Source organism: Bacillus sp. TH30 (genome assembly GCF_016650875.1).
Taxonomy (GTDB): Bacteria; Bacillota; Bacilli; order Bacillales; family Bacillaceae_G; genus Bacillus_A; species Bacillus_A mycoides.
Genome location: NZ_JAEKEY010000002.1, coordinates 820,667 through 845,133, shown reverse-complemented (window position 1 = coordinate 845,133; position 24,467 = coordinate 820,667). Strand labels below are relative to the sequence as shown.

General features: G+C 34.0%; 24 protein-coding genes and 3 pseudogenes. 16 read left to right on the top strand and 11 right to left on the bottom strand.

The features are described from left to right. Positions 1-2: 2 nt before the first annotated feature. Positions 3-1,076, bottom strand: coding sequence for a beta propeller repeat protein (locus JFU20_RS06455; RefSeq protein ID WP_002166009.1), 1,074 nt, complete (start codon positions 1,074-1,076; stop codon positions 3-5). A 268-nt stretch (positions 1,077-1,344) separates the two neighbouring features. Between JFU20_RS06455 and JFU20_RS06450 the strand changes: the two genes are divergently transcribed. Both JFU20_RS06450 and fbpA read left to right on the top strand, forming a co-directional pair. Further along, positions 1,345-2,244: a cation diffusion facilitator family transporter gene (locus tag JFU20_RS06450; protein WP_002012090.1), complete on the top strand. Its 900-nt coding sequence runs from the start codon at positions 1,345-1,347 to the stop codon at positions 2,242-2,244. Positions 2,245-2,437: 193 nt separating this feature from the next. Continuing rightward, positions 2,438-2,608 (top strand): Fur-regulated basic protein FbpA, encoded by a 171-nt coding sequence (fbpA, locus tag JFU20_RS06445; protein WP_002012091.1) that lies wholly within the window; start codon positions 2,438-2,440, stop codon positions 2,606-2,608. A gap of 52 nt (positions 2,609-2,660) precedes the next feature. On the opposite strand, the gene JFU20_RS06440 is transcribed toward fbpA, so the two are convergent. After that, the gene (locus tag JFU20_RS06440) at positions 2,661-3,332 is read right to left on the bottom strand and encodes a GntR family transcriptional regulator (RefSeq protein ID WP_002012092.1); all 672 of its coding nucleotides are present in this window, start codon (positions 3,330-3,332) and stop codon (positions 2,661-2,663) included. 16 nt (positions 3,333-3,348) lie between these two features. Next, positions 3,349-4,314 (bottom strand): DMT family transporter, encoded by a 966-nt coding sequence (locus JFU20_RS06435; RefSeq protein WP_002012093.1) that lies wholly within the window; start codon positions 4,312-4,314, stop codon positions 3,349-3,351. A 348-nt stretch (positions 4,315-4,662) separates the two neighbouring features. On the opposite strand from JFU20_RS06435, the gene JFU20_RS06430 reads away from it, so the two are divergent. From JFU20_RS06430 to fumC, 3 genes are all read left to right on the top strand, one after another. After that, a complete protein-coding gene (locus JFU20_RS06430) occupies positions 4,663-5,322 on the top strand; it encodes a class I SAM-dependent methyltransferase (RefSeq protein WP_002012095.1) in 660 nt (219 codons plus the stop codon). A 341-nt stretch (positions 5,323-5,663) separates the two neighbouring features. After that, complete coding sequence (nhaC, locus tag JFU20_RS06425) at positions 5,664-7,067, top strand: Na+/H+ antiporter NhaC (protein ID WP_002012096.1); 1,404 nt, start codon at positions 5,664-5,666, stop codon at positions 7,065-7,067. Positions 7,068-7,192: 125 nt separating this feature from the next. Further along, complete coding sequence (fumC, locus tag JFU20_RS06420; RefSeq protein ID WP_002016545.1) at positions 7,193-8,581, top strand: class II fumarate hydratase; 1,389 nt, start codon at positions 7,193-7,195, stop codon at positions 8,579-8,581. Between the two features lie 97 nt (positions 8,582-8,678). Here the strand turns inward: fumC and JFU20_RS06415 are convergent. After that, a pseudogene (locus tag JFU20_RS06415) lies at positions 8,679-9,100 on the bottom strand (PH domain-containing protein). Positions 9,101-9,262: 162 nt separating this feature from the next. Between JFU20_RS06415 and JFU20_RS06410 the strand changes: the two are divergent. Further along, positions 9,263-9,424 carry a hypothetical protein gene (locus JFU20_RS06410; protein ID WP_185949913.1) on the top strand — a complete coding sequence of 54 codons (162 nt, stop codon included), beginning with the start codon at positions 9,263-9,265 and terminating at the stop codon, positions 9,422-9,424. Positions 9,425-9,461: 37 nt separating this feature from the next. Here the strand turns inward: JFU20_RS06410 and JFU20_RS06405 are convergent. Then, a pseudogene (locus JFU20_RS06405) lies at positions 9,462-10,122 on the bottom strand (MBL fold metallo-hydrolase). A gap of 264 nt (positions 10,123-10,386) precedes the next feature. Between JFU20_RS06405 and JFU20_RS06400 the strand changes: the two are divergent. Both JFU20_RS06400 and JFU20_RS06395 read left to right on the top strand, forming a co-directional pair. Then, positions 10,387-11,151, top strand: a complete 765-nt coding sequence (locus JFU20_RS06400) for a DUF2087 domain-containing protein (RefSeq protein ID WP_002166007.1) — start codon at positions 10,387-10,389, stop codon at positions 11,149-11,151. Between the two features lie 228 nt (positions 11,152-11,379). Then, a complete protein-coding gene (locus tag JFU20_RS06395; RefSeq protein ID WP_002086395.1) occupies positions 11,380-12,789 on the top strand; it encodes an MATE family efflux transporter in 1,410 nt (469 codons plus the stop codon). Positions 12,790-12,842: 53 nt separating this feature from the next. Here JFU20_RS06395 and JFU20_RS06390 read toward each other — a convergent pair whose 3' ends face one another. Continuing rightward, on the bottom strand, positions 12,843-13,541 hold the full coding sequence (locus JFU20_RS06390) for a peptidase E (protein ID WP_201038485.1): 699 nt from the start codon (positions 13,539-13,541) through the stop codon (positions 12,843-12,845). A gap of 543 nt (positions 13,542-14,084) precedes the next feature. Between JFU20_RS06390 and JFU20_RS06385 the strand changes: the two genes are divergently transcribed. The 6 genes from JFU20_RS06385 to JFU20_RS06360 all read left to right on the top strand — a co-directional run bounded on the left by JFU20_RS06385 (position 14,085) and on the right by JFU20_RS06360 (position 17,878). Beyond that, positions 14,085-14,483: a DUF3942 family protein gene (locus JFU20_RS06385; protein WP_002012266.1), complete on the top strand. Its 399-nt coding sequence runs from the start codon at positions 14,085-14,087 to the stop codon at positions 14,481-14,483. A gap of 125 nt (positions 14,484-14,608) precedes the next feature. Then, the gene (locus JFU20_RS06380) at positions 14,609-15,025 is read left to right on the top strand and encodes a BlaI/MecI/CopY family transcriptional regulator (protein WP_201038484.1); all 417 of its coding nucleotides are present in this window, start codon (positions 14,609-14,611) and stop codon (positions 15,023-15,025) included. 1 nt (position 15,026) lies between these two features. Then, positions 15,027-15,839: a M56 family metallopeptidase gene (locus JFU20_RS06375; RefSeq protein ID WP_002012264.1), complete on the top strand. Its 813-nt coding sequence runs from the start codon at positions 15,027-15,029 to the stop codon at positions 15,837-15,839. A gap of 54 nt (positions 15,840-15,893) precedes the next feature. Next, positions 15,894-16,607 (top strand): cytochrome c biogenesis CcdA family protein, encoded by a 714-nt coding sequence (gene ccdA, locus JFU20_RS06370; protein WP_201038483.1) that lies wholly within the window; start codon positions 15,894-15,896, stop codon positions 16,605-16,607. An 18-nt stretch (positions 16,608-16,625) separates the two neighbouring features. Further along, a complete protein-coding gene (locus tag JFU20_RS06365) occupies positions 16,626-17,180 on the top strand; it encodes a TlpA family protein disulfide reductase (RefSeq protein WP_002031090.1) in 555 nt (184 codons plus the stop codon). A gap of 17 nt (positions 17,181-17,197) precedes the next feature. Continuing rightward, positions 17,198-17,878, top strand: a complete 681-nt coding sequence (locus JFU20_RS06360; RefSeq protein ID WP_201039218.1) for a prolipoprotein diacylglyceryl transferase family protein — start codon at positions 17,198-17,200, stop codon at positions 17,876-17,878. Between the two features lie 56 nt (positions 17,879-17,934). On the opposite strand, the pseudogene JFU20_RS06355 reads toward JFU20_RS06360, so the two are convergent. Then, positions 17,935-18,479: pseudogene (locus tag JFU20_RS06355) on the bottom strand (helix-turn-helix domain-containing protein). A 149-nt stretch (positions 18,480-18,628) separates the two neighbouring features. On the opposite strand from JFU20_RS06355, the gene JFU20_RS06350 reads away from it, so the two are divergent. Together JFU20_RS06350 and JFU20_RS06345 are read left to right on the top strand one after the other, a co-directional pair. Continuing rightward, positions 18,629-19,966, top strand: coding sequence for a D-serine ammonia-lyase (locus JFU20_RS06350; protein WP_002012258.1), 1,338 nt, complete (start codon positions 18,629-18,631; stop codon positions 19,964-19,966). A gap of 153 nt (positions 19,967-20,119) precedes the next feature. After that, positions 20,120-21,367: a DUF445 domain-containing protein gene (locus tag JFU20_RS06345; RefSeq protein ID WP_131929299.1), complete on the top strand. Its 1,248-nt coding sequence runs from the start codon at positions 20,120-20,122 to the stop codon at positions 21,365-21,367. Positions 21,368-21,397: 30 nt separating this feature from the next. Here JFU20_RS06345 and exsE read toward each other — a convergent pair whose 3' ends face one another. Genes exsE through JFU20_RS06325 form a run of 4 tightly spaced genes read right to left on the bottom strand, consistent with a single transcriptional unit; the run spans position 21,398 to position 24,294 of the window. Then, on the bottom strand, positions 21,398-22,354 hold the full coding sequence (gene exsE / locus JFU20_RS06340; RefSeq protein ID WP_002166003.1) for an exosporium protein ExsE: 957 nt from the start codon (positions 22,352-22,354) through the stop codon (positions 21,398-21,400). Next, positions 22,351-23,421, bottom strand: coding sequence for a hypothetical protein (locus tag JFU20_RS06335; protein ID WP_201038482.1), 1,071 nt, complete (start codon positions 23,419-23,421; stop codon positions 22,351-22,353). The genes exsE and JFU20_RS06335 overlap by 4 nt, the downstream gene beginning before the upstream one ends. Then, positions 23,414-23,857: a hypothetical protein gene (locus JFU20_RS06330; RefSeq protein ID WP_201038481.1), complete on the bottom strand. Its 444-nt coding sequence runs from the start codon at positions 23,855-23,857 to the stop codon at positions 23,414-23,416. Before JFU20_RS06330 ends, JFU20_RS06335 begins: the two co-directional genes overlap by 8 nt. Continuing rightward, positions 23,854-24,294, bottom strand: a complete 441-nt coding sequence (locus JFU20_RS06325) for an RNA polymerase sigma factor (protein ID WP_229168169.1) — start codon at positions 24,292-24,294, stop codon at positions 23,854-23,856. The genes JFU20_RS06330 and JFU20_RS06325 overlap by 4 nt, the downstream gene beginning before the upstream one ends. Positions 24,295-24,467 lie beyond the last annotated feature (173 nt).

The following is a 24,467-nucleotide window of genomic DNA, read 5'->3' as shown; positions in this document are numbered from 1 at the left end:
CGTTAAGAACAAGTAACGAGCAATGCATGTGGATGCTGCGTTTTATATTCATCTTTCCACGGAATGTTTAGTTGTTCCCACGTTTCACCGCTATCATTGGATTGAAATACGCCATTGTTATTTAAAGTGTAAAACGTATGTGGTTCGGCTGGATTTGTAGCAAACATCGAAATGACTGTACCAATTGCAGATGGTAGACCTTGCTGTACTTGCTGGAACGGAGTATCTTTCGTTTTCCGATAAATATAAGATTCATAAGGAATACGGTGATGAGCAAGGTCGGCACTTGGTGCGGCAGAAACGAGAATTGTATCGCAATCAGCGGGATCGATAACCATGCTGTATAAATAATGATGCTCAAGTCCGTCACTACATGAGATCCAGCTGTTTCCACTGTTATAACTTTCAAGATATGCACGATCAGGTCCGCCCATAAATCCGTCACCACATGATGCATAAAGGCGATTTGGGGCTTCAGGGTGCATGAGTAATTGATGAGCATCGATAGGAGCACCGAATTTTTTATCAATCCATGTATGCCCTTTATCATTACTTTGAATAACAGCACCAGCTTCGATTGAAACATGGAGTGTATTTGGATTGTTTGGATCAACTGTAATCCAGCGTACGTGATGGGTAAAAGGTCTCGGCGGAAAAGCCCACGTATAGGAAGATAATAATGATTTCATATTTTTAAGTTCAGTCCACGTTTCACCACCATTTTCTGAACGGAATAAAGCACTAGGTTCTGTACCTACATAAACGACACCATATCCATTAACTTGTTCATTAGGGCTTATCGTAATGGAAGTAATCGAAGAATGTAAAATACCATCCTCTTTAGGGAAATCAAAGTAACGATATGAATCTCCAATTGGTCTCCACGAATCCCCGCCATCGTCACTTAGCCATAAACCTCGTCCAAATGTGCCGCAATAAACACGATTTGTTTGGAATGGATCAACCACAATACAGGTAGGTTGCATATTTTGTAAATGATATGTGGTTTCATAGTTACCATATTGTTTTTTTACTACAACAAGTTCACGCTCCATGCAGAGAAATAGTCGTTTCAATTTTGTAACCCCCTTAAAAATTCTTTCATTAGTAAACAATATGAAAATAAAAAAGAAGTAGTCTTGTTTTTAGTTGAGAAAAAGGACTTGTTTGAAAAGTAGCGAATTTTGTATACAGAGGAAGCGGGATAAAGTGAAACTTTAATCAGTGGGGTATTGTTCATCTTCTACGGATTAGTAGCATTCACTATCGGGCGTTAATGGGGGATAAAGATAGGGAATTTGTTTCATACTAACATACAGATATTGCACTTAAAGGAGCATTTGTATGGGACACTCACATGATCACGGTCATTCAAAAAATAAAAAAGCGTTATTAATTGCCTTCTTATTAACAACAAGCTTTATGATTGCTGAAGTTATTGGCGGATTTGTAACAAATAGCTTAGCACTATTGTCTGACGCAGGGCATATGTTAAGTGATGCAGTATCCTTAGCTTTAAGTTTACTTGCGTTCAAGCTTGGGGAAAAAACGGCAACGGCCGCGAAAACATATGGGTATAAGCGAGTCGAAATGTTAGCGGCATTATGTAATGGTGTCGTTCTTATTGTCATTTCAGTATATATTTTTATTGAAGCAATTCGTCGTTTTAAGGAACCAGTTGAAATCGCTAGTAATGGAATGCTCATTATTGCTGTGCTTGGTCTGCTTATTAATATTGTATCAGCTTGGATATTAATGAGAGGCGGAGATGTGAAAGGTAATTTAAATTTAAGAAGTGCGTTCTTACATGTACTAGGCGATTTATTAGGTTCAGTTGGAGCGATTATTGCTGCGTTACTTATTAAATTTTTTGGATGGACTGCTGCAGATGCGGTTGCTAGTATTCTTGTGTCTATTTTAGTCATTATAAGTGGATGGCGTGTAACACGTGATACAGTTCATATATTAATGGAAGGTGCACCGCAGCACATAGATGCTGAAGAGGTGAAAAATACATTATTAAATATTACTATTGTAAAAGAAGTTCATGATTTACATATATGGTCTGTAACATCAGATTTTCAAGTATTAACTTGCCATCTTATTATCGAAGGTAATGAAACGCAAAGCGTATTGAAAGAAGCAACGGATGTATTAAAGGGGAAATTTCATGTAGAACATGTCACCATTCAAGTTGAAATAGAAGGTGAATTTAACCATAATGAGACAACTTGCAAAGTATGAAAGAAAAAGGGTATGAAAAAATGTCATAACATTTTTCGCGTGGCATACATATATATAATGTGGCCACAAATACTTTGTAAGGTAAATATTTCATAAGATTACTTTACTTATTAAGAATCATCTTTTATAATCAAAAGTGGTAATTGATAAAGATTATCATTTTCAATGATCGTAGAAAGGAGTTTTTTAAAAGATGAGTAGTCAACTCCGTTTTGCTGTTGAAAATCGTAAGAGACATTTAATTGATGAGTTAATTGGAGCAGGGGTGTTTAAGATTCGCGACCGACAATTATACGAGCTGTCTTTAGAGGAATTGGAAAAAGAGTACGAGCATATTGAAGATTACGCAAATATTCAGGCATAGCATATAGATTATTAAAGAAGGAGCTGGTTACACTTTTGTGTAACCAGCTTTATTATTTCATAGAAATTATTTTTTGTATTTCTTTCATTGGACGGAGCCAGTTTTGAGACATCACTTGTTCCATTCGTTTTTCATCCTGTTTTTGTAGTGCTTGAATTATAGAGTGATGTTCTTTAATAGATTGACTTGCAGGCACGAAGTTTTGGAAAAATAAATATTCAAGGCGTAAAATGTGAAGTTGCATATTTTCTAGAAAAGGTTCAATATATCGGTTTTTAGCAATAGAAGTAATTGTATTGTGAAATCGTATATCTAGTTCTAAAGCTTTTTTTGAATCTTTTTCATGTATAGATTGTTGAAAAGCATCATTTATCTCGGAAAGTAGTTTAATATCAGCGTCTGTAACTTTTTGAAGTGCTTGCTTTCCTATAATTGAGTGAAGACCAGCTATCGTCTCATAGATGATAGATACGTCGTCTAACTTAATAGGCGCGATTTTCGTTTTTTGCCCAGGTACCATTTCAACTAATCCAGAAAGCTCTAAAATTTGTAAAGCTTCTCTAACAGGTGTTCTGCTTACTCCTAGTGCTTCTGCCAATTCCCCATCATTTATTTTCTCATCAGGTCGTAAAACACCTTCTATAATCCAATCTTGCAGTTGATTTAAAACGAGTGACTTTGCTGAAACTCTTCCTGGTTTTTTATAATTTTGAGGGACAGGCATAGTGAATTCAATCCTTTCATTGTATATGTTTCTTTTTCGTATTAACAAGCTTTAGTTTTGGTTTTCCTTTATCCGGTTTTTGGCTTAATATGAGCACCATTACAATTACACAAAAAGCACCTAATAACTGAAAAGATTGAAACGGTACGTGCAAAATAAGCACAGAAGAAATAATAGCTGCGAGTGGTTCTGTACAGCCAAATAATGTTGTTTCTTTAGGCGTAAGGTATCTTATGCTATCTAAGTATAAATAAAATGCGATGAGTGTCCCGAAAATGACGACAAATGTAATGAGCGGGAGGGTACTTAGTTTTACATATTTCATAGTTGATAATAAAATGAATTCGTTTGTGGAAATAAAGTGTAAAATCGTTACGCCAATCCCCCCAATGATCATCCCCCATCCAACGATAACGGATGAAGACCACTTTTCTAACAATTCTTTTGAATACAAACTATAAAATGCAAGAGATAGTCCAGATAAAATGCCCCAAATGATAGCAGGTGTAGATACAGCTAAGTTATGAACAGAACCGTTTGTTAATAGGAGAAAAGTCCCTACTAATGAGAGGGTAATGGAAATATAATCAATTTTTGATGGACGAACGCTCCATTTGAAAAGTAAGTATACAGTGATAAATATAGGGGCTAAATATTGTAACAAAGTTGCAACGGCAGCATTTCCTTCTTTGATGGAAGCGAAATACGTATACTGTACAGCAAGCATACCTAATAGGCCAAACAAAATCATTTTATTAGCATCAGATTTTTGTTTCCAGATGCCGAATATTTCCTTTTTGTTCTTTCCGAATGATGAAATGAGGAGTAAGATGATGCCGGAAATAAGCAAACGGATCGTAACTAACCATTCGGTAGAAACATTTTCGTATTGAAAAAGTTGTTGTGCGGCTGTTCCAGACAACCCCCATAAACAAGCGCCTATTATGACCATAATAATTCCTTTTAATCGATGTGGCTCCATAAGATATATAGTCCTCCTTTCAAAAAAATATATTGGATACAATATGCAATATATCACAGAATGGAGTGTTAATAAACTGAAATTTCTAATTAAAAGTAAGGTTGTTTATTAAGAACGAGGATCTCTTTTTTGTGTATGGTTAAATTTAGTGTTTAAAATTTCTTGTAATGGTACTTGGCTAAGGGATAGTTCTCATCGCTATTTTTCTTTTTTTATTATTTTTGAAGATTTTACAATAAAGGGCTAATCCTTAATCTTTTTATGAAATAGAATCATAATTACAATGATAAAAAAATAAAGATAAGAGTAATTTGGTTTGTTAAAAATATGTGTATAAGGAGATATGAGATGAGCTGGGTTACTCATAAACCATCGTTTGAATTTGATAATTTTAGCCATATTATTCGGTCGCAGTCTGCATGGAATGGGCATTTGGATTTCGCATATGATTTAGTAAGATTTGAAAAGCCAGGAACTTTAGTTGAGTTAGGCACACATTTAGGTGCTTCCTTTTTTAGTTTTTGTCAGGGAGTAAAAGACGGAGGATTAGCGACTAAATGTTTTGCAGTAGATACATGGGAAGGAGATGGGCATACAGGACCTTATGGAGAAGGCATTTTTCAAATAGTGGAAAAGGTAACCAATGTTGTATATCCTAATATAGGAACCTTACTTCGGACTACTTTTGATGAAGCTGTAACCCAATTTGAAGACGGTACGATAAATATTTTGCATATTGATGGCTATCATACTTATGAGGCAGTTTCTCATGATTATAAAACGTGGTTACCTAAAGTTGCGAATAATGGCATCGTCTTATTTCATGATATAACAGTATTTACTGGTGATTTTGGTGTATATAAGTTTTGGGATGAAATGAAGGCGCAACATCCTCATTTTCAATTTTGGCATTCTTATGGTCTTGGTGTTTTGTTTCCTAAAGGGTGTAGTGATAAATTTTCGGAGATACTTAAAAATAAGGATGAAATACAAAGTATGTATAAATAAAAGAGGGGCATACATCGGTTAAATGATGTGTGCTCTTTTTGTTATGAGGAAATATAGTACTACATATGGGCTGAAGACAGTAGTAAAAAGTTTTGTTGTGGTAAATATTAAAAAAGTTATTATTAGGTAGTTCTTTCTAAGAATAAATAAAAATACAATATTTTTTTATTTTCCATTGCGAAAAGCGCCATCAACTTTTACAATAGAAAGGGTTGTGTATATATTATACTGAAAAAATAAATCGAAATAATATGAAAATTTTGTTTTGTCTACACTGATTGTATACAGTATACACGTAAGACAACATATATCATGTTATCGACTTGTAAGGAGAGAAGAAAATGAAAAGTGTAAGATTACCATCGATGCCAGAAATTATTATTCTTTTATGCCTATTTCTTGCTGTCGTCTTTTCCTTCCAAACGATTTTTGATCTCCCAATTCAATTAGCGCTATTTATTTCATGGTTTTTAGTTATTGCGCTTGGATTAAGATTAGGATTTCGTTATCAAGAATTGCAAGATGCAATTACGAAAGGGATTTCTAATGGATTAGAAGCAATTCTTATTTTAGTTGCAGTTGGAGCTTTAATTGGAACGTGGATTGCTGGTGGGGTTGTACCTACATTAATTTATTATGGATTAGAATTCATTCACCCTAGCATATTCTTATTGGCAACTTTAATTATTTGTTCAATCACTTCTATCGCGACAGGAACATCATGGGGAACAGTTGGAACAGCAGGTATTGCTATGATGGCGATAGGTGAAGGGCTTGGATTACCACTTCCGCTTGTTGCGGGTGCAGTCCTTTCAGGAGCCTATTTCGGAGACAAATTATCACCACTTTCTGATAGCACAGTTCTTGCAGCTTCTATGGCGAAAGTAGATGTTATTGCTCACGTTCGAGCTATGCTCGTATTAGACGTTCCAGCTTATATTATTACCGGCATTATGTTTACTGTTGCTGGATGGATGTATGGTGGGGATAATGTAGATTTAAATAGAGTAGAGTTTTTAAAAGAATCTTTATTAAAGCACTTTGATATTAAAATATGGATGCTTGTTCCAGCGGTAATTGTTATTGTGCTATTGGCGATGAAGAAACCATCTATGCCAACAATTGCTATGGGAGCTTTAATTGGTGCAATTTGGGCAACTCTTTTCCAAGGAATGCACTTTGGAGAGGCAATTGGAACAGCATATAACGGATTCTCAATTCAATCTGGTGTCGAGTTTGTCGATAAGTTATTAAACCGTGGTGGAATTAATGGTATGCTTGGTTCAGTAGCTGTTATTATTTTCGGCTTAGGTTTTGGTGGATTACTTGAAAAGCTAGGTGTTCTAAAGGTAATTGTATCGAAATTTGAGAAAAAATTAAATTCTGCAGGGAATGTAACATTGTCTACATTAATCGTTGCGTTTTTAGCAAACATATTTGGTTGTGCGATGTACGTATCACTTATTTTAACGCCAAAAATTATGGAAGAAAGCTATGATAAATTAAAAATAGATCGCCGCGTATTAGCACGTAACTCAGAAGTAGGTGGAACTTTGACTTCTGGTATGGTTCCATGGTCTGATAATGGTATTTTTATGGCTGGTATTTTAGGTGTATCAACGTTATCGTACGTTCCATTTATGTGGCTAAGCTTCGTATCACTCATTTTAGCAGTTATTTATGGATATACAGGCAAGTTCATTTGGTATGTAGATGATGCGGATAAAGGAAAACAAGCATCATAAAAAATTACCTTCTGCGGTGGCGGAAGGTAATTTTTTTTATATGTATCAATGAGAATTCTTATCATTTGATAGAAAGTCTGTTAAAATAAAAGATGTAGGTATTTTATTTTCAAGGGGATGAAAAAATGGAGTACAGAATTGAAAGAGATACATTAGGAGAAATGAAAGTTCCAGCTGATAAATTATGGGCAGCACAAACGCAGCGCAGTAAGGAAAACTTTCCAATTGGAACAGAGCATATGCCACTTGAAATTGTAAAAGCATTTGCGATTTTAAAGAAGAGTGCAGCGATTAGCAATCAAAAATTAGGAAAGCTATCAGAAGAGAAGACGCAAGCAATTGTGGAAGCTGCTGATGAAGTTATTGCAGGGAAATGGAATGAACATTTTCCACTTGTCGTATGGCAAACGGGTAGTGGTACACAATCGAATATGAATGTAAATGAAGTAATTGCAAACCGTGGGAATCAAATTTTGAAAGAAAAGGGATCTGACGTACATATTCATCCGAATGATGACGTGAACATGTCTCAAAGTTCAAACGATACGTTCCCAACAGCGCTTCATGTAGCGTGTGTAATCGCGGTAGAAAATCATGTATTACCGGCTATTACGAAATTAAAAGAAACCTTAGCAGAAAAAGTAACTGCATTTGAGCATATTATTAAAATCGGTCGTACGCATTTACAAGATGCAACACCTTTAACGTTAGGGCAAGAAATTAGCGGTTGGCACCGTATGCTTGAAAAAACAGAGCGTATGATTGCAGATAGCAATACATATATGAAAGAATTAGCAATTGGTGGTACAGCGGTTGGAACAGGAATTAATGCACACCCTAAATTTGGCGAGATGGTAGCAGAAGAAATTAGTCTGTTTACAGGTAAACAATTTGTCTCTGCACCAAATAAGTTCCATGCGCTAACGAGTCATGATGAAGTTGTATTTGCACACGGAGCATTAAAAGCATTAGCTGCAGATTTAATGAAGATTGCAAACGATGTGCGCTGGCTTGCAAGTGGTCCACGTAGTGGTCTTGGGGAAATTATTATTCCAGCTAATGAACCAGGAAGCTCTATTATGCCAGGTAAAGTAAATCCAACGCAAAGCGAAGCGCTAACAATGGTTGTAGCACAAGTGATGGGGAATGACACAACAATTGGATTTGCTGCGAGCCAAGGTAATTTTGAGCTAAACGTATTCAAACCGGTTATTGCTTACAACTTCCTGCAATCTGCTCACTTATTAGCTGATGCAACAGTTTCATTTAATGATAAATGTGCAGTTGGTATTGAAGCAGATGAAGAAGTAATTAATGAAAATGTAAATCGTTCATTAATGCTTGTAACAGCGCTAAACCCACATATCGGGTATGAAAATGCCGCGAAAATTGCGAAGCATGCTCATAAAGATGGATTAACTTTAAAAGAAGCAGCATTGCAATCTGGACTACTAACAGAAGAGCAATTTGATGAAATTGTAGACCCGAAAAAAATGATTGCTCCGAAAGAGTAATAGAAGAAGCCAAGGTTCTTAGTATAGAATCTTGGCTTTTTTTGTATATTCATTTTTATGCTTCCTCCACTTGTACTATTGCAAGCTTCAAAAGATATTATTTGTTAGCAGACGTATTCATTACTTTCATATGTGGGCAGTTCTCTTTTAAGAGTAAAATGAATTTTTCTTCTTCTTGTGGTATGAAAGTTGTCACTGAGTCAAATAAATTATAATCAATTTCTAATTGCTGCCTAGTCCATTTTTCTGAACGGAGTGTTTTGCCAGAGTATTTAATGTGACGAATATCTGCAAATGGAATTTCAGTACGTCGTATGAAACCGTTTTTTATTATGAGAGAAGATTCCGTTATGTTGTAGTGAGAGAAATAGAATGAAGAAAGATTCACGATATTTAACAGCATCATAAGAGTGAAAAAATAGAATTCTCATGTTGAAAAAATAGAGAAATGAAGAAAACAACGATAAACAATGAGAGAAAAATGATATGGAATGGATTTTTTTTCGCTTTAAATTTCAAGTCAGTCACCTCGTTATACCAATCATTAAAATAATTAAATCACAATATCGTAATAAAACATAAAAATATGCAACATTGCATATTTTTATGTTTCGTTATTCGTGTAGACTTTTTTGATGGGATAAATTTAAATGAAGTTTTTCAACAGTGGAGTTGTATAAAATGACTTGCAGAAAAAGAATTAAAGTAATAGTCATAATTAGTTGTATGATGATGATTAGTGGTTGTTCAAATAGATTCGTTAAGGATGGAAATCGAAAACATGTATTTGTACAAGCGCGTAAAGTTTTAGTAGATATTGTTTATAAAATATATAAAAGGTAAAAAGGTGCTTTCGCATATGGAAACACCTTTTTTGTAGTTAAAATTGAATGCTGAAGTTTTGGAATGTGTGAATGTCGGTTCCATGTTGAATTAGGTTTTTATCACTTGAATATTGAACAGTATATTTCACATCTTTCAATATAATAGGCGAAAGGCCAAGGGTGTGATGTGAACCGTAATTTTGTTTAGAGACTGAACTAAATCTACAGGGTTTGTTGATGGATAAAATGTAAAAATCGCACCTTCATAAAGTAAATCTCCTGTAAATAAAAACGCAGTCTCGTAATCATATATACAAATATGTCCCGGTGAGTGACCAGGAGTATGTATAATTTGAACTTTCCGATTTCCGATATCAATAATATCTCCATCTTCTAGTAATTTTGTTGGTGTTCCTTGAAATGTTTTAGGGGTAGGTAAAGTGATATCACGAGCGATGTCTTTCCGGATTTGAGAAATAGGAAGTCCTTTTATACTGTTAATGAGCCAATCTTCTTCTAAAGCATGTACATAGATTTCATCATATTGTCCGTGACTACTATAATTGGTAAGTCTGTTAGTTTGTCAGTAATACGTTTTATATTATCAATACCTAGTCCAGTATCGATAAGCATTGCATTTGTACTGGCCGTAAGTAAGAAGGAATGTACTTTCTCCCAATGGCCATATTCGCTAATTGTATATGTGTTTTTCGCGATTTATTTTATGGAAAACCAAGGTCTTTCATAGTAACCATATTTTATTTCACATCCTAATAATAAGTGGTTTATTAAAACACATTCGCTGTTTGTTGGGATAAGTCCTTTTTATAACGTATAAATAGATATTTTTATAAAAGTTTGTAAAATAGGTAAACGAAATATTGAATTGTTTGCTTTTGGTATGGTAAGATGATGGAGTGGTAATAAACGGTATCGTAATTTGTTTATGGTTTTAATAAACCTTTTGGAGGAATGTTTAGTATGAGTGATATTTCAGAGAAGTTTTGGGATGCGTCGATAGAGGAATTGAAGAAAGGGTATGTATTTGACGAGGAAGCAGAGGCGTATGTTTGTTTAGCTTGTGGAGAAACGTTTATTAAAGGGGTTATTTATCAAGAAAATCAAGTTTTGTATGAAGCAGAGAAGTTTGTACAGTTGCATATTCAAAATGAGCATACATCTATGTTTGAATATTTATTAAATCTTGATAAAAAGTTTACAGGCTTAACTGATTTGCAAAAGAAAATGGTTCAGTTTTTCCATATGGGACTTAACGATAAAGAGATTGTAAAAGAAATGGATGGCGGGAGCACATCGACGATTCGCAATCATCGATTTACATTGCGCGAGAAAATGAAGCAAGCGAAAGTATTTTTAGCGTTAATGGAATTGTCAGAAGAAAAATCAAAAGTTCAAACTAAATTTGTACCGATTCATAGAACAGCTACGATGGTGGATGATAGATACAATATTACAGAGGAAGAAAATGCTGAAGTTTTAACAGTGCATTTTACAGAAGGTTTGGATGGACCGCTTTCTAAATTTCCGAAAAAGCAAAAGCGTAAATTGATTATATTACGTCATTTAGTGAAGAAATTCGATAGTAATAAAAAGTATACTGAAAAAGAAGTAAATACAGTTTTAGAAAATATATATCCGGATTTTGTAACTTTGAGAAGATATTTAATCGAATATGGTTTTTTAGATAGAACAGCTGATGGAAGCCAATATTGGGTGAAGTTATAAGAATGAAGAGAAGAAAATGAATAGATGCACATAATAAAAACAACTATACAAAGAGATAGAGGATTACAGATACGAAAAATATGTTAAAGTTCTATGATGAATTTGAAAATAGTGAGTGGAAGAGCCAATTACTTTGACGAGCAAACAGTATAGAAATGGTTGGAGTAATTACAACTATTTGAGCACCGATTTAACTGTGCAGATTTTAAATAAAAGGAGAAATGAAATTTGAAACCACCTACAGATAACAATAAAGAAGGTGTAGAGTCACAGAAGTCAGAAACGGAACATAAGCCGATATGGAAATCGATGTCCATGTTTTTAGTACCGTTACTTTTAAGTAATGTATTACAGTCAGTTGGACAGTTATTTGGAATGGTAGTAGTAGGAAGATGGCTTGGCGTAAATGATCTAGCAGCTATATCGGCATTTTTCCCGTTATTTTTCCTACTCGTTTCATTTGTAATTGGAATTGGTTCTGGTAGTTCAATTTTAATTGGTCAGGCATTTGGTGCTAAAAATGAGGAGCGCTTAAAAGCTATCGTTGGTACGACGCTTACGTTTACTTTTATTATCGGAGTCGTGTTGGCGATAATAGGTAGTATTTTTGCGATGGATATTATGCGCCTTATGGGAACGCCAGAAAACATTATTGAAATAAGTGTGCATTACGCAAGAATTTTATTTATATCTATGCCAGTATTATTTTTATATTTTGCATACACAACATTTATGAGAGGTACAGGAGATTCTAAAACGCCATTTTACTTTTTAATCGTAAGTACAGCGCTAAATATGATCTTATTACCAATTCTTATTTTTGGCTGGTTAGGAGCTCCGAAATTAGATGTTTATGGAGCAGCCTATGCTTCTGTTATATCTACAGTTATTACGTTTATTGTCATGCTAGTGTATTTAAAGAAGAAAAATCATCCACTGCAATTAGACGGGACAGTAAGAAAATATCTTCGTATGGACTGGGAGTTATTAAAATTATTGTTACGCCTCGGTATTCCAGCGAGTATTAATATGATATTAGTTTCATTATCAGAGATCGCGGTAATCGCATTTGTAAATCGGTACGGTTCAGATGCAACAGCGGCGTATGGCGTTGTGAACCAAGTTGCAAGTTATGTACAAATGCCAGCGGTTAGCCTCGGTATTACGGTATCAATTTTTGCAGCCCAATCAATTGGTGCGAACCAATTTGATCGATTGCAGAAAGTTGTTAAGGCCGGAATTATTATGAATTATATAATTGGTGGTGTATTAATATCTCTTATTTACTTGTTCTCAAGAGATATTTTAGCACTATTTTTAACAAGTCAAAATACAATTGACATTGCTCATAGTCTAATCATGATTACATTATGGAGCTACTTAATTTTCGGTCATGCACAAATTATTAGTGCGACAATGCGAGCAAGTGGTACTGTACTATGGCCAACTGTAATCAGTGTTGTATCAATTTGGCTTGTTGAAGTACCTGTGGCGTATTATCTTTCTTACCATACGAGCCTTGGAATAGAAGGGATATGGATTGGGTATCCAGCTGCATTCATCGTCAGCTTAATATTACAGTATGCATATTATAAGCTTTCATGGCAGAAGAAACGAATTACACGATTAGTGAGTTAAAAGATGAAAATGTCCCTAAGTCATTATACTTAGGGACATTTTTTTATAAATACTTATAAATAACTTTTTAAAGTTATGTCAAAATGTTGTCTAATGAGTTCTCCATTATTCATATAAAACTCCCAAGCTGTATCTGGCTCACCGATAATTTCAAATGAAACTTCTGTAATATATAAAGCGCAATTATCTTCTAATGCAATACCTTCTATATTACCTTGGTGAGTTTGTAAAAACGTATGGAAGGCATTCATTCTAATTAATTGATTGTAATGGGGGCAAAATCTTTTGTTAACAATACCCCAGCCACTACTTTCTATATAACCGGAACCTTCATAATCTGAACGAATGCTAGATGTGAACCAGCACATAGCACCGGCACTATATCCTGCAATAAGTGTTCCACGTTTTAAAGCAAATAGTAACTTTTCATCTAGTTTATGTTCTTTCCATTGTTCAAGCATATGAACGTAATTTCCACCGCCAAGGTAAATTAAATCGGCAGAATGAATCATCTCATCTATTTCATATTTAGTAGGTGTTTCGGTTGAAATGCGTAAAATTTGAACCTCACAATGTAATTGCTTTTCAAATGTTGCTAAAAATAACTTTATATATCCTTCATCATCACGACTAGCTGTAGGAATGAATAATACTTTTGGGTATTGTTTATTCGTTAATTCTATAAGTCGTTCATTAATATGCAAGTGATTTGGATCTTGTAAATCACCGCCACCAATGACAGCTAATTTCATAGTAAAGCACCACCTAATAATATTTGTTATGTAAAAATTCGATAGTGGGGAGTTACATTCCTTCTGTGATTTAATGAATAAGGGGAAATAAAGTGAACAATATATTGAAATAGCATAAGGAGTCGATAGCTGTGGATAGAAAGGAATTAGAAGCAGTTTATCCCGCTATTTGCGGGCAGTAAACTCCCGCCTCAAAATTCGATTGGAGCAAAGCAGTTAGGTGGGAGCCCTGCTGCCCGTAAACGCCCGATTGGTGTGGACTAATAATCAATGGGGGATGAACAAAATCCCCATTGATTAAAGTTTCACTTTATTGATATATAATACTGGAAAATATTGTTTCAAAATATGGGGACAATATGTTTAAATGAATATAACGACGTACTAATGAATGTTGAAAGAGTATTTATATTTAAAAAGTACAGGGAATACCAAAAGTTTTACAAAAGTGTTTTTTACTTTTTATAGGAACTTATTCTATAATATGGTAAAATTATATCGATATATTTATTAGCGTAAACTGAAAAGAGGGAGCGTGAAAGAGTGGATTTTCGATTTGAGTTCGCAGCGAAGGTGAAAGAATATTTAGACGATGAAAAAGATGAAAAAATAATAAAAGATGGACATAGAGATATAATTTATAAATATTTATATCCGTTAGAGAGTGAAATTGGAATTTTTAAAAATCCTAACTTTACTTTTTTTGCATCAGGAAGACGTTCACATATAGTATTAGAAAATATTGAATTTAAAACAGAAGTAAACGTAGAAAGTAATGTAATTGAAATTACAAAAATAGTGGATAATGTGGTGATTCCATTAGATACTATCGTAGCAAAAGATCGGGAATTATTTGCACTTGGGCGTAATGAGAAATTTAGTGTGCAAATATTAGAATATTATCTCTATGATACATTTGGAGAGAAGTTAGGTTTACAATGAATCGAACGTGGTACAGATAACTAATTAGTGGAGATTAGGATTCATTTAAGTATCAGTTAATATCATTTATGTTTGACCTTCTATATATTTTATACTACAATCTGTAGTGTGAAAGGGGGCATACGATGTTTACTCAAAACTACAAGTTAAATGAGCAAGGGTTAAATCACTTTTTCGGACCGCTTGAAGCGAAAATAATGGAGATTGTTTGGGCTACTGAGGGTATTACCATTAAAGATGTGCAACAGAAATTAAGTGAAGAATCCCCGGTGAATTTTAATACTGTAATGACAGTTATGAACAGATTAGTAGAGAAAGCACATTTAGAAAAGCATATTGTGAAAAGAAGTGGTATGTATCGTACTACACAAACGAAGGAAGAATTTTTATCTAATCAAACGAAGAAAATGACACAGGAATTAATGGGTGAATTTGGAGATCTTGTTGTGAACCATATGATAGATGAGTTAGAACAAGCTGATCCATATTTAATAAAAAAATTAGAAGAGAAATTAAGTCAGCTAAAAAAAGAGGACCGATAAAATGAAGTGGCAAATGCGTAAAATCGTTTTGTTAGCAGTGACTATTAGTGTGCTTTTTTTAAGCATGTTAGTATACTACGTTACATACCCATTTCTTTTTCAAAATAAAGCATTTTTCCTTTCGCAATTTTGTTTATTTGAATTACAAAAACATATGAGGGAACTATCAATACTTCGTATAATGATAGCCGGATTACTGTTATTTACTGTAATCATTATGAGTAAAAGAATTTGGAAGCAGTTTTTTTATAGTAAAAGATTGAAAAGAAATCTCGTGTCTATTACTAGAAAAGGAAAGCAAGTGTACGTATTATCAACGTTACAGATTACGGCATTTACAATTGGATTATTTCGACCGAAAATTGTCATTTCAGAAGGAATGTTTCAGGCATTTTCTGAGGAAGAAATTGATGCGATTGTATTACATGAGGAATATCATCAAAAAAATCGAGATCCATTAAAGTTATTTTTCTTTACATTGTTAGCTGAGGGAATGATGTATATTCCTATATTAAAAGGGATGTTGCAGCGTTATCATGTATATCAAGAGCTATCAGCAGATAAATATGCGATGCAAAAAATGAAATCTTCATTTGAGCTAGGTAGTGCATTATTAAAGTTAATTAAAATAAAGACGATGGAAAATCAATGTATTACAGCGTCGTTTGCGAAAACCGCAATTAATTTACGAATTGAGCAAGTGTTGAATGAGAAAGTTGTTAAGCTGAATATGCCATTACATACAAATTCAGTATATGTAACGTTAGGGCTATTTTGTATGTCGATTGTACTTATTGTCGGAGAGTGCATATAGCCTCTTTTTTTAATAATTAACACTACGCATTGTAGTGTGTTTAGGAGGGATAAAATGAATGCGGCGGATTTAACAATTTGGCTAGTAGTAGGGGCTGGGATACTTTCATTTATACCACCATGTTCTTTACCGCTATATCCATCTTATTTATCATATATTACAGGTGTGTCTATTCAAGATTTAAAAGAAAATCGTGGGATTATGCAAAAGTCAGCGATTATACATACAGTATTTATTATGATCGGTTTCTCGGTTATATTTTATGCGTTAGGTTTATCGGTGAGTTGGATTGGGATTACTTTTTCATCTAATCAAAGATTGATTCAGCAAATTGGTGGGGTTTTTATTGTTTTGATGGGGTTATTTATGACTGGATTGTTTCAGCCTAAGTGGCTTATGGCAGAGAAAAAAGTGCAGTATAGAAGTAAATCGACAGGATATATTCGCTCAATTTTGGTCGGCATGACATATGCAGCAGGATGGACACCGTGTGTTGGTCCGATATTTTCTGCAGTGCTTATGCTCGGGGCGACCAATCCTGAAAGTGCGCTTCTTTATATTACGGCATATACTCTTGGCTTTGCAGTTCCGTTTTTCGTGATGGCATTTTTTATTGGAAAGGTAAGATGGATTGTTACTTATGCCAATGTCATGATGAAAATCGGCGGTGGAATGATGATTTTAACAGGGGTTTTATTATATACAAATCAAATGACGAAAATTACAGCGTTCTTTATTCGTCTATTCGGCGGATTTACGGGATTTTAGAAATGAGGAGGAAGAAAAGTGAAGAAACTAATTGCTATTATACTAGCTGGGGCACTAATTTGGGCCGGAGTTAACTTTTATAATACTAAGAAAGAAGAAAAAGAAAGAAAAGCGAAACAAGCGGAGTTACAAGAGAAGGAAGTATTACCACAAGTGGGATTTAAAGCGCCGAACATAACATTAAAAGGATTAGATGGGAAGCTTTATTCTTTAAATGATGCAAAGGGAAAACCATATGTTATTAATTTTTGGGCATCATGGTGTGGTCCATGTGAAATGGAGGCTCCTGATCTAGTTCGTTTGTATGATAAATATAAGGAGGATGTTGAAATCTTTGCGGTAAATGCAACAATCGGGGATCCAGTACAAGAAGCGAGCGCATTTGCAGATCGTCACGGATTTAAATTTCCTGTTCTATTAGATATGGACGGAGTAGCTGGAATAGATTATAAAGTATTTTCTTTACCAACGACATTTTTTGTTAATAAAGATGGAATTATTGTAGATCATGCACGAGGTGTATTACCTCCAGATCAATTAGAAGAGAAGTTTAAGAAAATAATTGAGAATTAAGAGGGGATTTCATAGTGATGGAGTGGATGGTGAGGTTACAACCCGTTTCTCTTATAATAGGAAGTTTATTTGGATTTACTCTAATGAAACTAAGGATGAAAAAGCAAAATATTCAATATGAAAAAATGATGGATGCAGTAACGAATGGCTTTCTTATCATTGTATTAGTATGGAAATTCGCACCGGCAATTTTAAATCCGGTATGGGCCATTGGGGCGCCAATGCCAGCATTATTAGCTGTAGGAAGTATTCAGCATATTATAGTAGGGTGCGTAATTGCGAGTATATATATTGTTTGGAAAAGTAAAAAAGAGCAATTTTCTCTTCGGATTTTACTTGATACATTACCTTTTGGATTTTGCGTGAGTATAATCTTTTATTTTATATTCCATCAAGAAGTAGGTGCACAAACGACACTGCCGTGGGGGATGAAAATATATGAATCAAAATTTTTGTATCATCCTATTTTCATGTATGAGATTATACTCGCACTCGGTATAATTGGCTTGTTATGGATTAAAAATGAAAGATTAGGAAATGGAAAGAATATAAGCTTTTTTCTAATTTGCGAGGGAATTGCTCATATCATTATTTCACTTATTAGTGAACAAAATTCGGTTTTAGTTGGTCTTTCAATACAGCAAATACTCAGTTTTTGTGTTATTAGTCTAGGGATTTTGTTAGTACGAAAAAAATAAAAGTAGCCATGCACGGAGAGCATCTATGCATGGCTATTTTTGTATCATCATATGAATTAAAAAATCGGCGGAGTAACAGAAAATAAAACAATCGCATTTTTCTCGAATTGATTTACCCATTTATGTTTTAAATAAGCTGGTATTTTTACGCTATCACCAGTTTCTAATGTGTATTCTTCTTCATTTAAGTGCAATGTGATTTTTCCGTCTAATACAAATGCTAATTCTTCACCTTTATGTTCTAGAACATTTTCTGATGAAGCAGTATTTGGTGGGATAGTCATAATTGCTGTTGCTAAATTTCCTGTGAAATCAGGTGATAACAATTCATATGATAAATTATCGATAATCATTTTTTTCTTTTATGAGCACGTACAATTAAATCGTCTGTATTATTTTCTTCAAGTAAAAAACTAAATGTTGGAACATCAAGAGCTTTTGCAAGTACCTTTAATGTTTGAATAGAAGGGTTAGCAGAACCACGTTCAATTTGACTAAGCATTGATGGTGTGATTTCGGCCATCTTTGCTAATTCTTTACTAGTTAATCCTTTTTCTTTTCTTTGTTTTTCAATCTTTTTACCAATATCTATATTTTCCATAATAAATGCTCCTTAATAATTATTAAATTATATTTAAATAAATTAAATTAAAATTAACTAAAATGAATTATTTATGTTAAACTATATTAAAATTAATTTAATTATAATTTATTATATGGCTAGCTACAAGGATATGAGGAGGAAGAGGAATGAAGGAGATAGAGGCATTAAAAGAGCAATATCCACTAGTAAATAACTTAATCGCAACAGAAGAAGTATTTTGGATAAACCCGAATATGGAAAAGTATGAAACAGCAATAAAAAATTCGCCACTTAATGAAGAACATGTAAAAGACGCGGAAGAGAGATTAAAGCGTTTTGCACCATATATTGCGAAAGTATTTCCTGAAACGAAAGAAACAGGCGGTATTATAGAATCACCTTTAGTGAAAATCTCTTCTATGAAACAATCTTTAGAGAAAAGTTATGGGAAACCTATTTTAGGGGAATTACTATTAAAATGTGATAGTGGGCTTCCGATATCAGGATCAATAAAAGCTAGAGGCGGAATATACGAAGTGCTGAAACATGCAGAGCAACTGGCACTTCAGCATGGAATGTTAACAGGGAAAGATGATTATTCAATTTTAGATAGTGATAGATTTAGAGGTTTTTTTGCGAAGTATTCAATTGCAGTAGGTTCTACTGGAAATTTAGGGCTTAGCATCGGTATTATGAGTGCGAAGTTAGGTTTCAATGTGACTGTTCATATGTCGGCAGACGCAAAAGAATGGAAAAAGGATTTATTAAGAAGTAAAGGTGTAAACGTTATTGAATATGAAGCTGATTATAGTAAAGCAGTAGAAGAAGGAAGACTGCAAGCAGATGCAGATTCTAGCTGTTATTTTGTTGATGATGAAAACTCGCATGATTTATTTTTAGGATACGCAGTAGCAGCGTCACGTTTACAAAAACAATTAGAAGAGTTAGAAATTGTAGTAGATGAAGAGCACCCTTTATTCGTTTATCTTCCGTGCGGGGTAGGTGGCGGGCCTGGCGGAGTAGCATTTGGTTTAAAGTTATTGTACAAAGACAATGTGCACTGTTTCTTTGCGGAGCCTACGCACTCTCCGTGTATGTTACTCGGTTTAATGACAGGGCTTCACGATAAAATTGCCGTTCAAGATATCGGGATTGACAATGTAACTGATGCGGATGGGCTTGCAGTAGGAAGACCATCTGGATTTGTCGGTAAAACGATGGAACCATTTTTGAGTGGAAATTACACAGTAAGTGATGAAGAGTTATATAGATTATTAAAAGAACTGGCTGATACTGAAAATATTTATTTAGAGCCTTCTGCATTAGCGGGTATGATAGGGCCGTTGAATGTATGTAAAGCTGAAAATGAGTATTTACAAAAACAACAGTTAACAGAGAAGGTGAAGAAAGGTACTCATATTGTGTGGGGAACTGGTGGGAGTATGGTTCCGGAAGACGTGATGAATGGGTATTATAAGAAAGGTTTGGAATTAACGTGTAAATAAAAATGAGGCTATTTACAGCCTCATTTTTTTCATGTACATAAAATTCTTTGTTATTTTCGCACTAGTTCTTTATAGTATAGATATAAAGGATTGCTAATATCGAATAAAAATAACAAAAAGCTTTATTTTACATAATAAGAGGATGTGTATACGATGTCATTACAGACTAAATATATAGCGGGTATTTCGCTTGGGGTTATGGGCGTAGGTTTTGCGGCTTCAATCCCTTTTCAAGGAACGGTAGCTGGAGAAATTATACAAGGTGGATTTGAAGCTGGGTTAGTTGGTGGACTTGCGGATTGGTTTGCGGTTACAGCTTTATTCCGTCATCCGTTGGGAATCCCAATTCCACATACAGCATTATTACCAAAAAATCGTAAGCGGGTAACAAAGGGACTCGTTTCTACGTTAGAAAATGAATGGCTGACGAAAGACAGTATTACAAGTAAAGTAAAAGAAATGCAGCTAGCGCAAATGGTACTGCAAATTGCTGAGAAAGAGTTACAGTCTGACGCTGTGAAAAAAGGAATTGTAACAATTGCTGAGAAAGCGATTCTTCAAATAGATACGGAAAAATTAGCAGTTATTATTGAAAAAGAATTAAAAACGTATTTGCATACAATTAACACAAGTAACATATTACAAGTTCTCGTGGATCAATTAGTAGTGCAAGAATATGATGAAAAAACACTTGATTACATATTAGTAAAAGTGAAAGATTGGACAGCTCAAGATGAAGCACGTTATCAGCTCGGAAGCTTAGGCATGAAGGCGATGGAAAACATAAAAGTAGATGGATTCCTACAGTTTACTTTGAAATCGTTTATGAATATTGTTGATGAGGATAAAATCGGCGGCATTTTGCAGAAGTTTATCATTAGCAATATTAACAGCTTACAAGATGCAGATAATAGCACAAGACAACTTATATTAGCGAAAATTCGTCAAGAGATTATAAATGTAAAAGAAAATGAATCTTTATTACAGGAATTAGAGAATTGGAAAGAAAAATGGATTGCAAATTGGGATGCTACAGACAAAATAAAAGAAATGCTAGAGCAAGTACAGAGTAGGGCAGTTACCTTTGTGAAGAATGAAGAATTTGTTGATAAATATGTTGTTCCATTCTTACAAACACAAATGAATAAAATAAAAGCAGACGAACTGATTGTTCAAAAAATAGAAGATTGGTTACAAAAACAAGTTGTTACTATTGTTGAAAAGAATCATTCGAAAATTGGAAAGCTTGTGCAAGAAAACCTTGATAAGTTAGATGATAAAACATTAATCGAAATGATTGAAAATAATGTCGGTAAAGATTTGCAGTGGATTCGTGTGAACGGGGCTGTTTGTGGTTTTATGATTGGATTAATTTTAGAAGGAATAAAAGCGATTATATGAGAAAAACCTTCCACAATTGTGGAAGGTTTCTTATTTTTCGATAACACTCATATTTATATTATAAGCTTTCTCGATATTTAATTTGTACGTCCCATTTCCTGTTTTTATCGAGTTTTTATACCAATGTTCTTGCCCATTTAATTCTGGATTTTCTTCTGAAGAATTATTTTCTTTTTTCGTTAAATCTTCTACTTGTTCCCAAGGTGTGTTCCCGTGAGTTTCTTTTTTGTTTGTTATGGCGATTAAAGATACATCACTTTCTTTTACTAAATGAACAGATACATTTGAACTTTCTTGTACAAACCAATTATTTTGTAATTGACCTGGATAAAGAGATAGTTCGTTATTTGAAGCGCGGATCTCTACATTTTTATTTTGCGGAAGAACGAGTGTTTGTTTCACCTGTGGTGTTGAGTTAAATAACGTATGCTGAACCGGTAATGATTTTAAAGTTATATACATCGTTTCTCCAGCTGTTTGAACTGAAAGGAAATCCTCTTGTTTTAAATTGAGTTTTTCATTTGCTTTCGTCGTCATTTCATATGTTCCAAGAAGATGAACTTGATTTGTGTTGTTTCCTTCTATTGTTAGAGGGTGATGTCCCGCATCCACTACGATTTTTTTGATAGATTCAGGTATATCAAGTTGTCCGTCTGGAATATTACTCGTTTGCCTAGTTGTGTTAATAGAATGACGAACTTCTTCTAGTAATCCAGTTGATAATAAACAGTAAAAAGCAATTCCAACACTTCCTAAAACTCCGATAAAGAAAATACTAAAAATATCATATTTAATAAATGATTGTTCCTTCTTAGAAAATAGAAGGTATAGTAAAATTTCAGCGCCAAGTATGATAAGTAAAACAGGCCACCATGCTGTTAATGTATCCAATACTTGAGTGCCTTTCATAACTGAAAATAGTAAGAAACAACCTAATGTAATAATGGAAAGCCCCATTGAGAATGTTCCAACGCGCCATGTTCTCATTCGTTTGTACCACCTTTGTTTTCTTTATTTCCAAGTAACAATTTAAAGCCGCCACCAATTAAAAGGAGAGCAACGATAGATGTTTGGAAATAGCGATAATATAGTTCACTAATATGAATGTTAAATATAGTTACAAAATAATCATTCAAAATAGGAAGGACTGTTTGATCTAATAAATAATAACCACCGAGTGTAATTAAACCGATACCGATCCATCTTTGATGATTTATAAAATAGTCGATGATAGGTTCGTCATGTACGCGTTCTTTTCCGTATTTGGCTGTTTGCTGTAATGTGTCAAAAAAGCTATAAAACCAAATGATTGGTACTAAAAATAAAAACGCAGAAAGTCTTAATAAGTCGAGCAAATAAATAGATAGTAAAAAGGCTGCCATAAGCTGAAGACCACGGCGCTGTAAGCCTAAATACATATGTCCTGCTCCAGGAAACATTGCTAAAATGGAAGCGAATGTTTTATTTTTCTTTCCTTGTTCTCGGTGCTCTTCAAACTCTTCGAAAATAGTACGGTCATCTAGTTGCTCTCCGCGTTCTTTTTTCTGTAGTTGTTGAACAACATCAAAGAAGTTATAAATCCATAAAACAGGTAGCGTAATAAGGAAGATAAGGAAACTTTCTTGAGATGTTAAGAGTGCAACGAATATAATCATACTTCCTATTCCTGTACAAGCTACTAAAAATGTAAGTCCTCGCTGCATAAGTCCTAATTGGAAATGGCCAAGTCCAGGGATAATTGATAGGAGAATGATATAAAATCGTTCGCTCTCTTTAGGGGACTCTGTAAATTCTCCGGCTGCTTGTTTTTTCGATTGATTAATAATAGTGATAACTAAATCTAATAAATTGATTGCCCATAACACGACTAGTAAAAATAGAGAAAGAAAAGCAATATCACGCGCTCCTAATGCTATTGTACAAAATGCTGCAAAGATAAATAGAAATAAAGCCCCTCCGCTATATAAAATAAATCGTCCAAATTTCTTTAAATATAAATGTCCAAGCCCAGGAATTAGCCCTAATACAAGTGCTAAAAAGGGATTTTTATTCATGCTTTGAACCTCCGTCCTTTTTTGATGTGTCTACCGATTTGTTTACAATTTGTTGTGAGATAGAAGACTCGTTATGTTTTGAGGATTTCTCGAAATTTGATGTCGCTGTGAAAATATACTGGAATAAACCACTTACCATAAAAATAATTGTAGCCGCAGTCGCAATTATGTAGTGAATAATTGTGCGCTTTAGTGAGTTTGTTTTTATATTTTCATTAGATTGTAGTGTTTCAAAATTAATTTGCGTCATAACTTCGTTCGTAAATGAATCACCATTTATCATTGGAAGGTTTTCATGTTGTTCATCAATACTTTCCATATAAATTGCTAAACAATGATCACATTCATAAAGATGTTCTTCCATAGATTCACGTTCATTGTTTGATATAACATCTAATGTATAATTGCGCCAATCTTCTTTTGAATAATGCATCATAGAAACTCTTCCTCCTTCCAATGTTTTTTAATCCATTTTCTTGCCCGATACAGTTTCATTTCGACTGTTTTCACTTCAATATTTTCTTGCAAAGCAATTTCTTGATAACTTTTTTCTTCTAAGTAATGTGCGAGAACGACGTCACGGTAATTGTCGGGAAGTTCTCGCAGTTTTTGAGCAATGAGTAATTTTTGCTCTTTCGTCAATAATAAAGCCTCAATATTATGAGAGGATTTTATATTTTCCGCAGTTTCTTTACATAAGGAGAGTTCTTCGTTTTCTCTAGCTTTTTTTCTCTTATAATCAATAGCGTGATTGGTGGCAATACGTGCCATCCACGTTTTTAATCCGCGAAATTGATAATTTGGGAGAGAGGCGTGAATTTTTACGAATACTTCTTGTGTAACATCTTTAGCATCTTCTTCATGTCTTAAAATAGAAAAGATAACTTGAAAAATATAATGACGATATGTTTGTACAAGGATACGAAAAGCATGTTCGCTTCCTTGCTGTGCTTTTGCAACTAATTGTTTTTCCTCAATCGGTCTCTCCCTCCTTTTTGACGCATTCTATTATATAGACGTAAGAAATGATAAGTCACCCTACACAT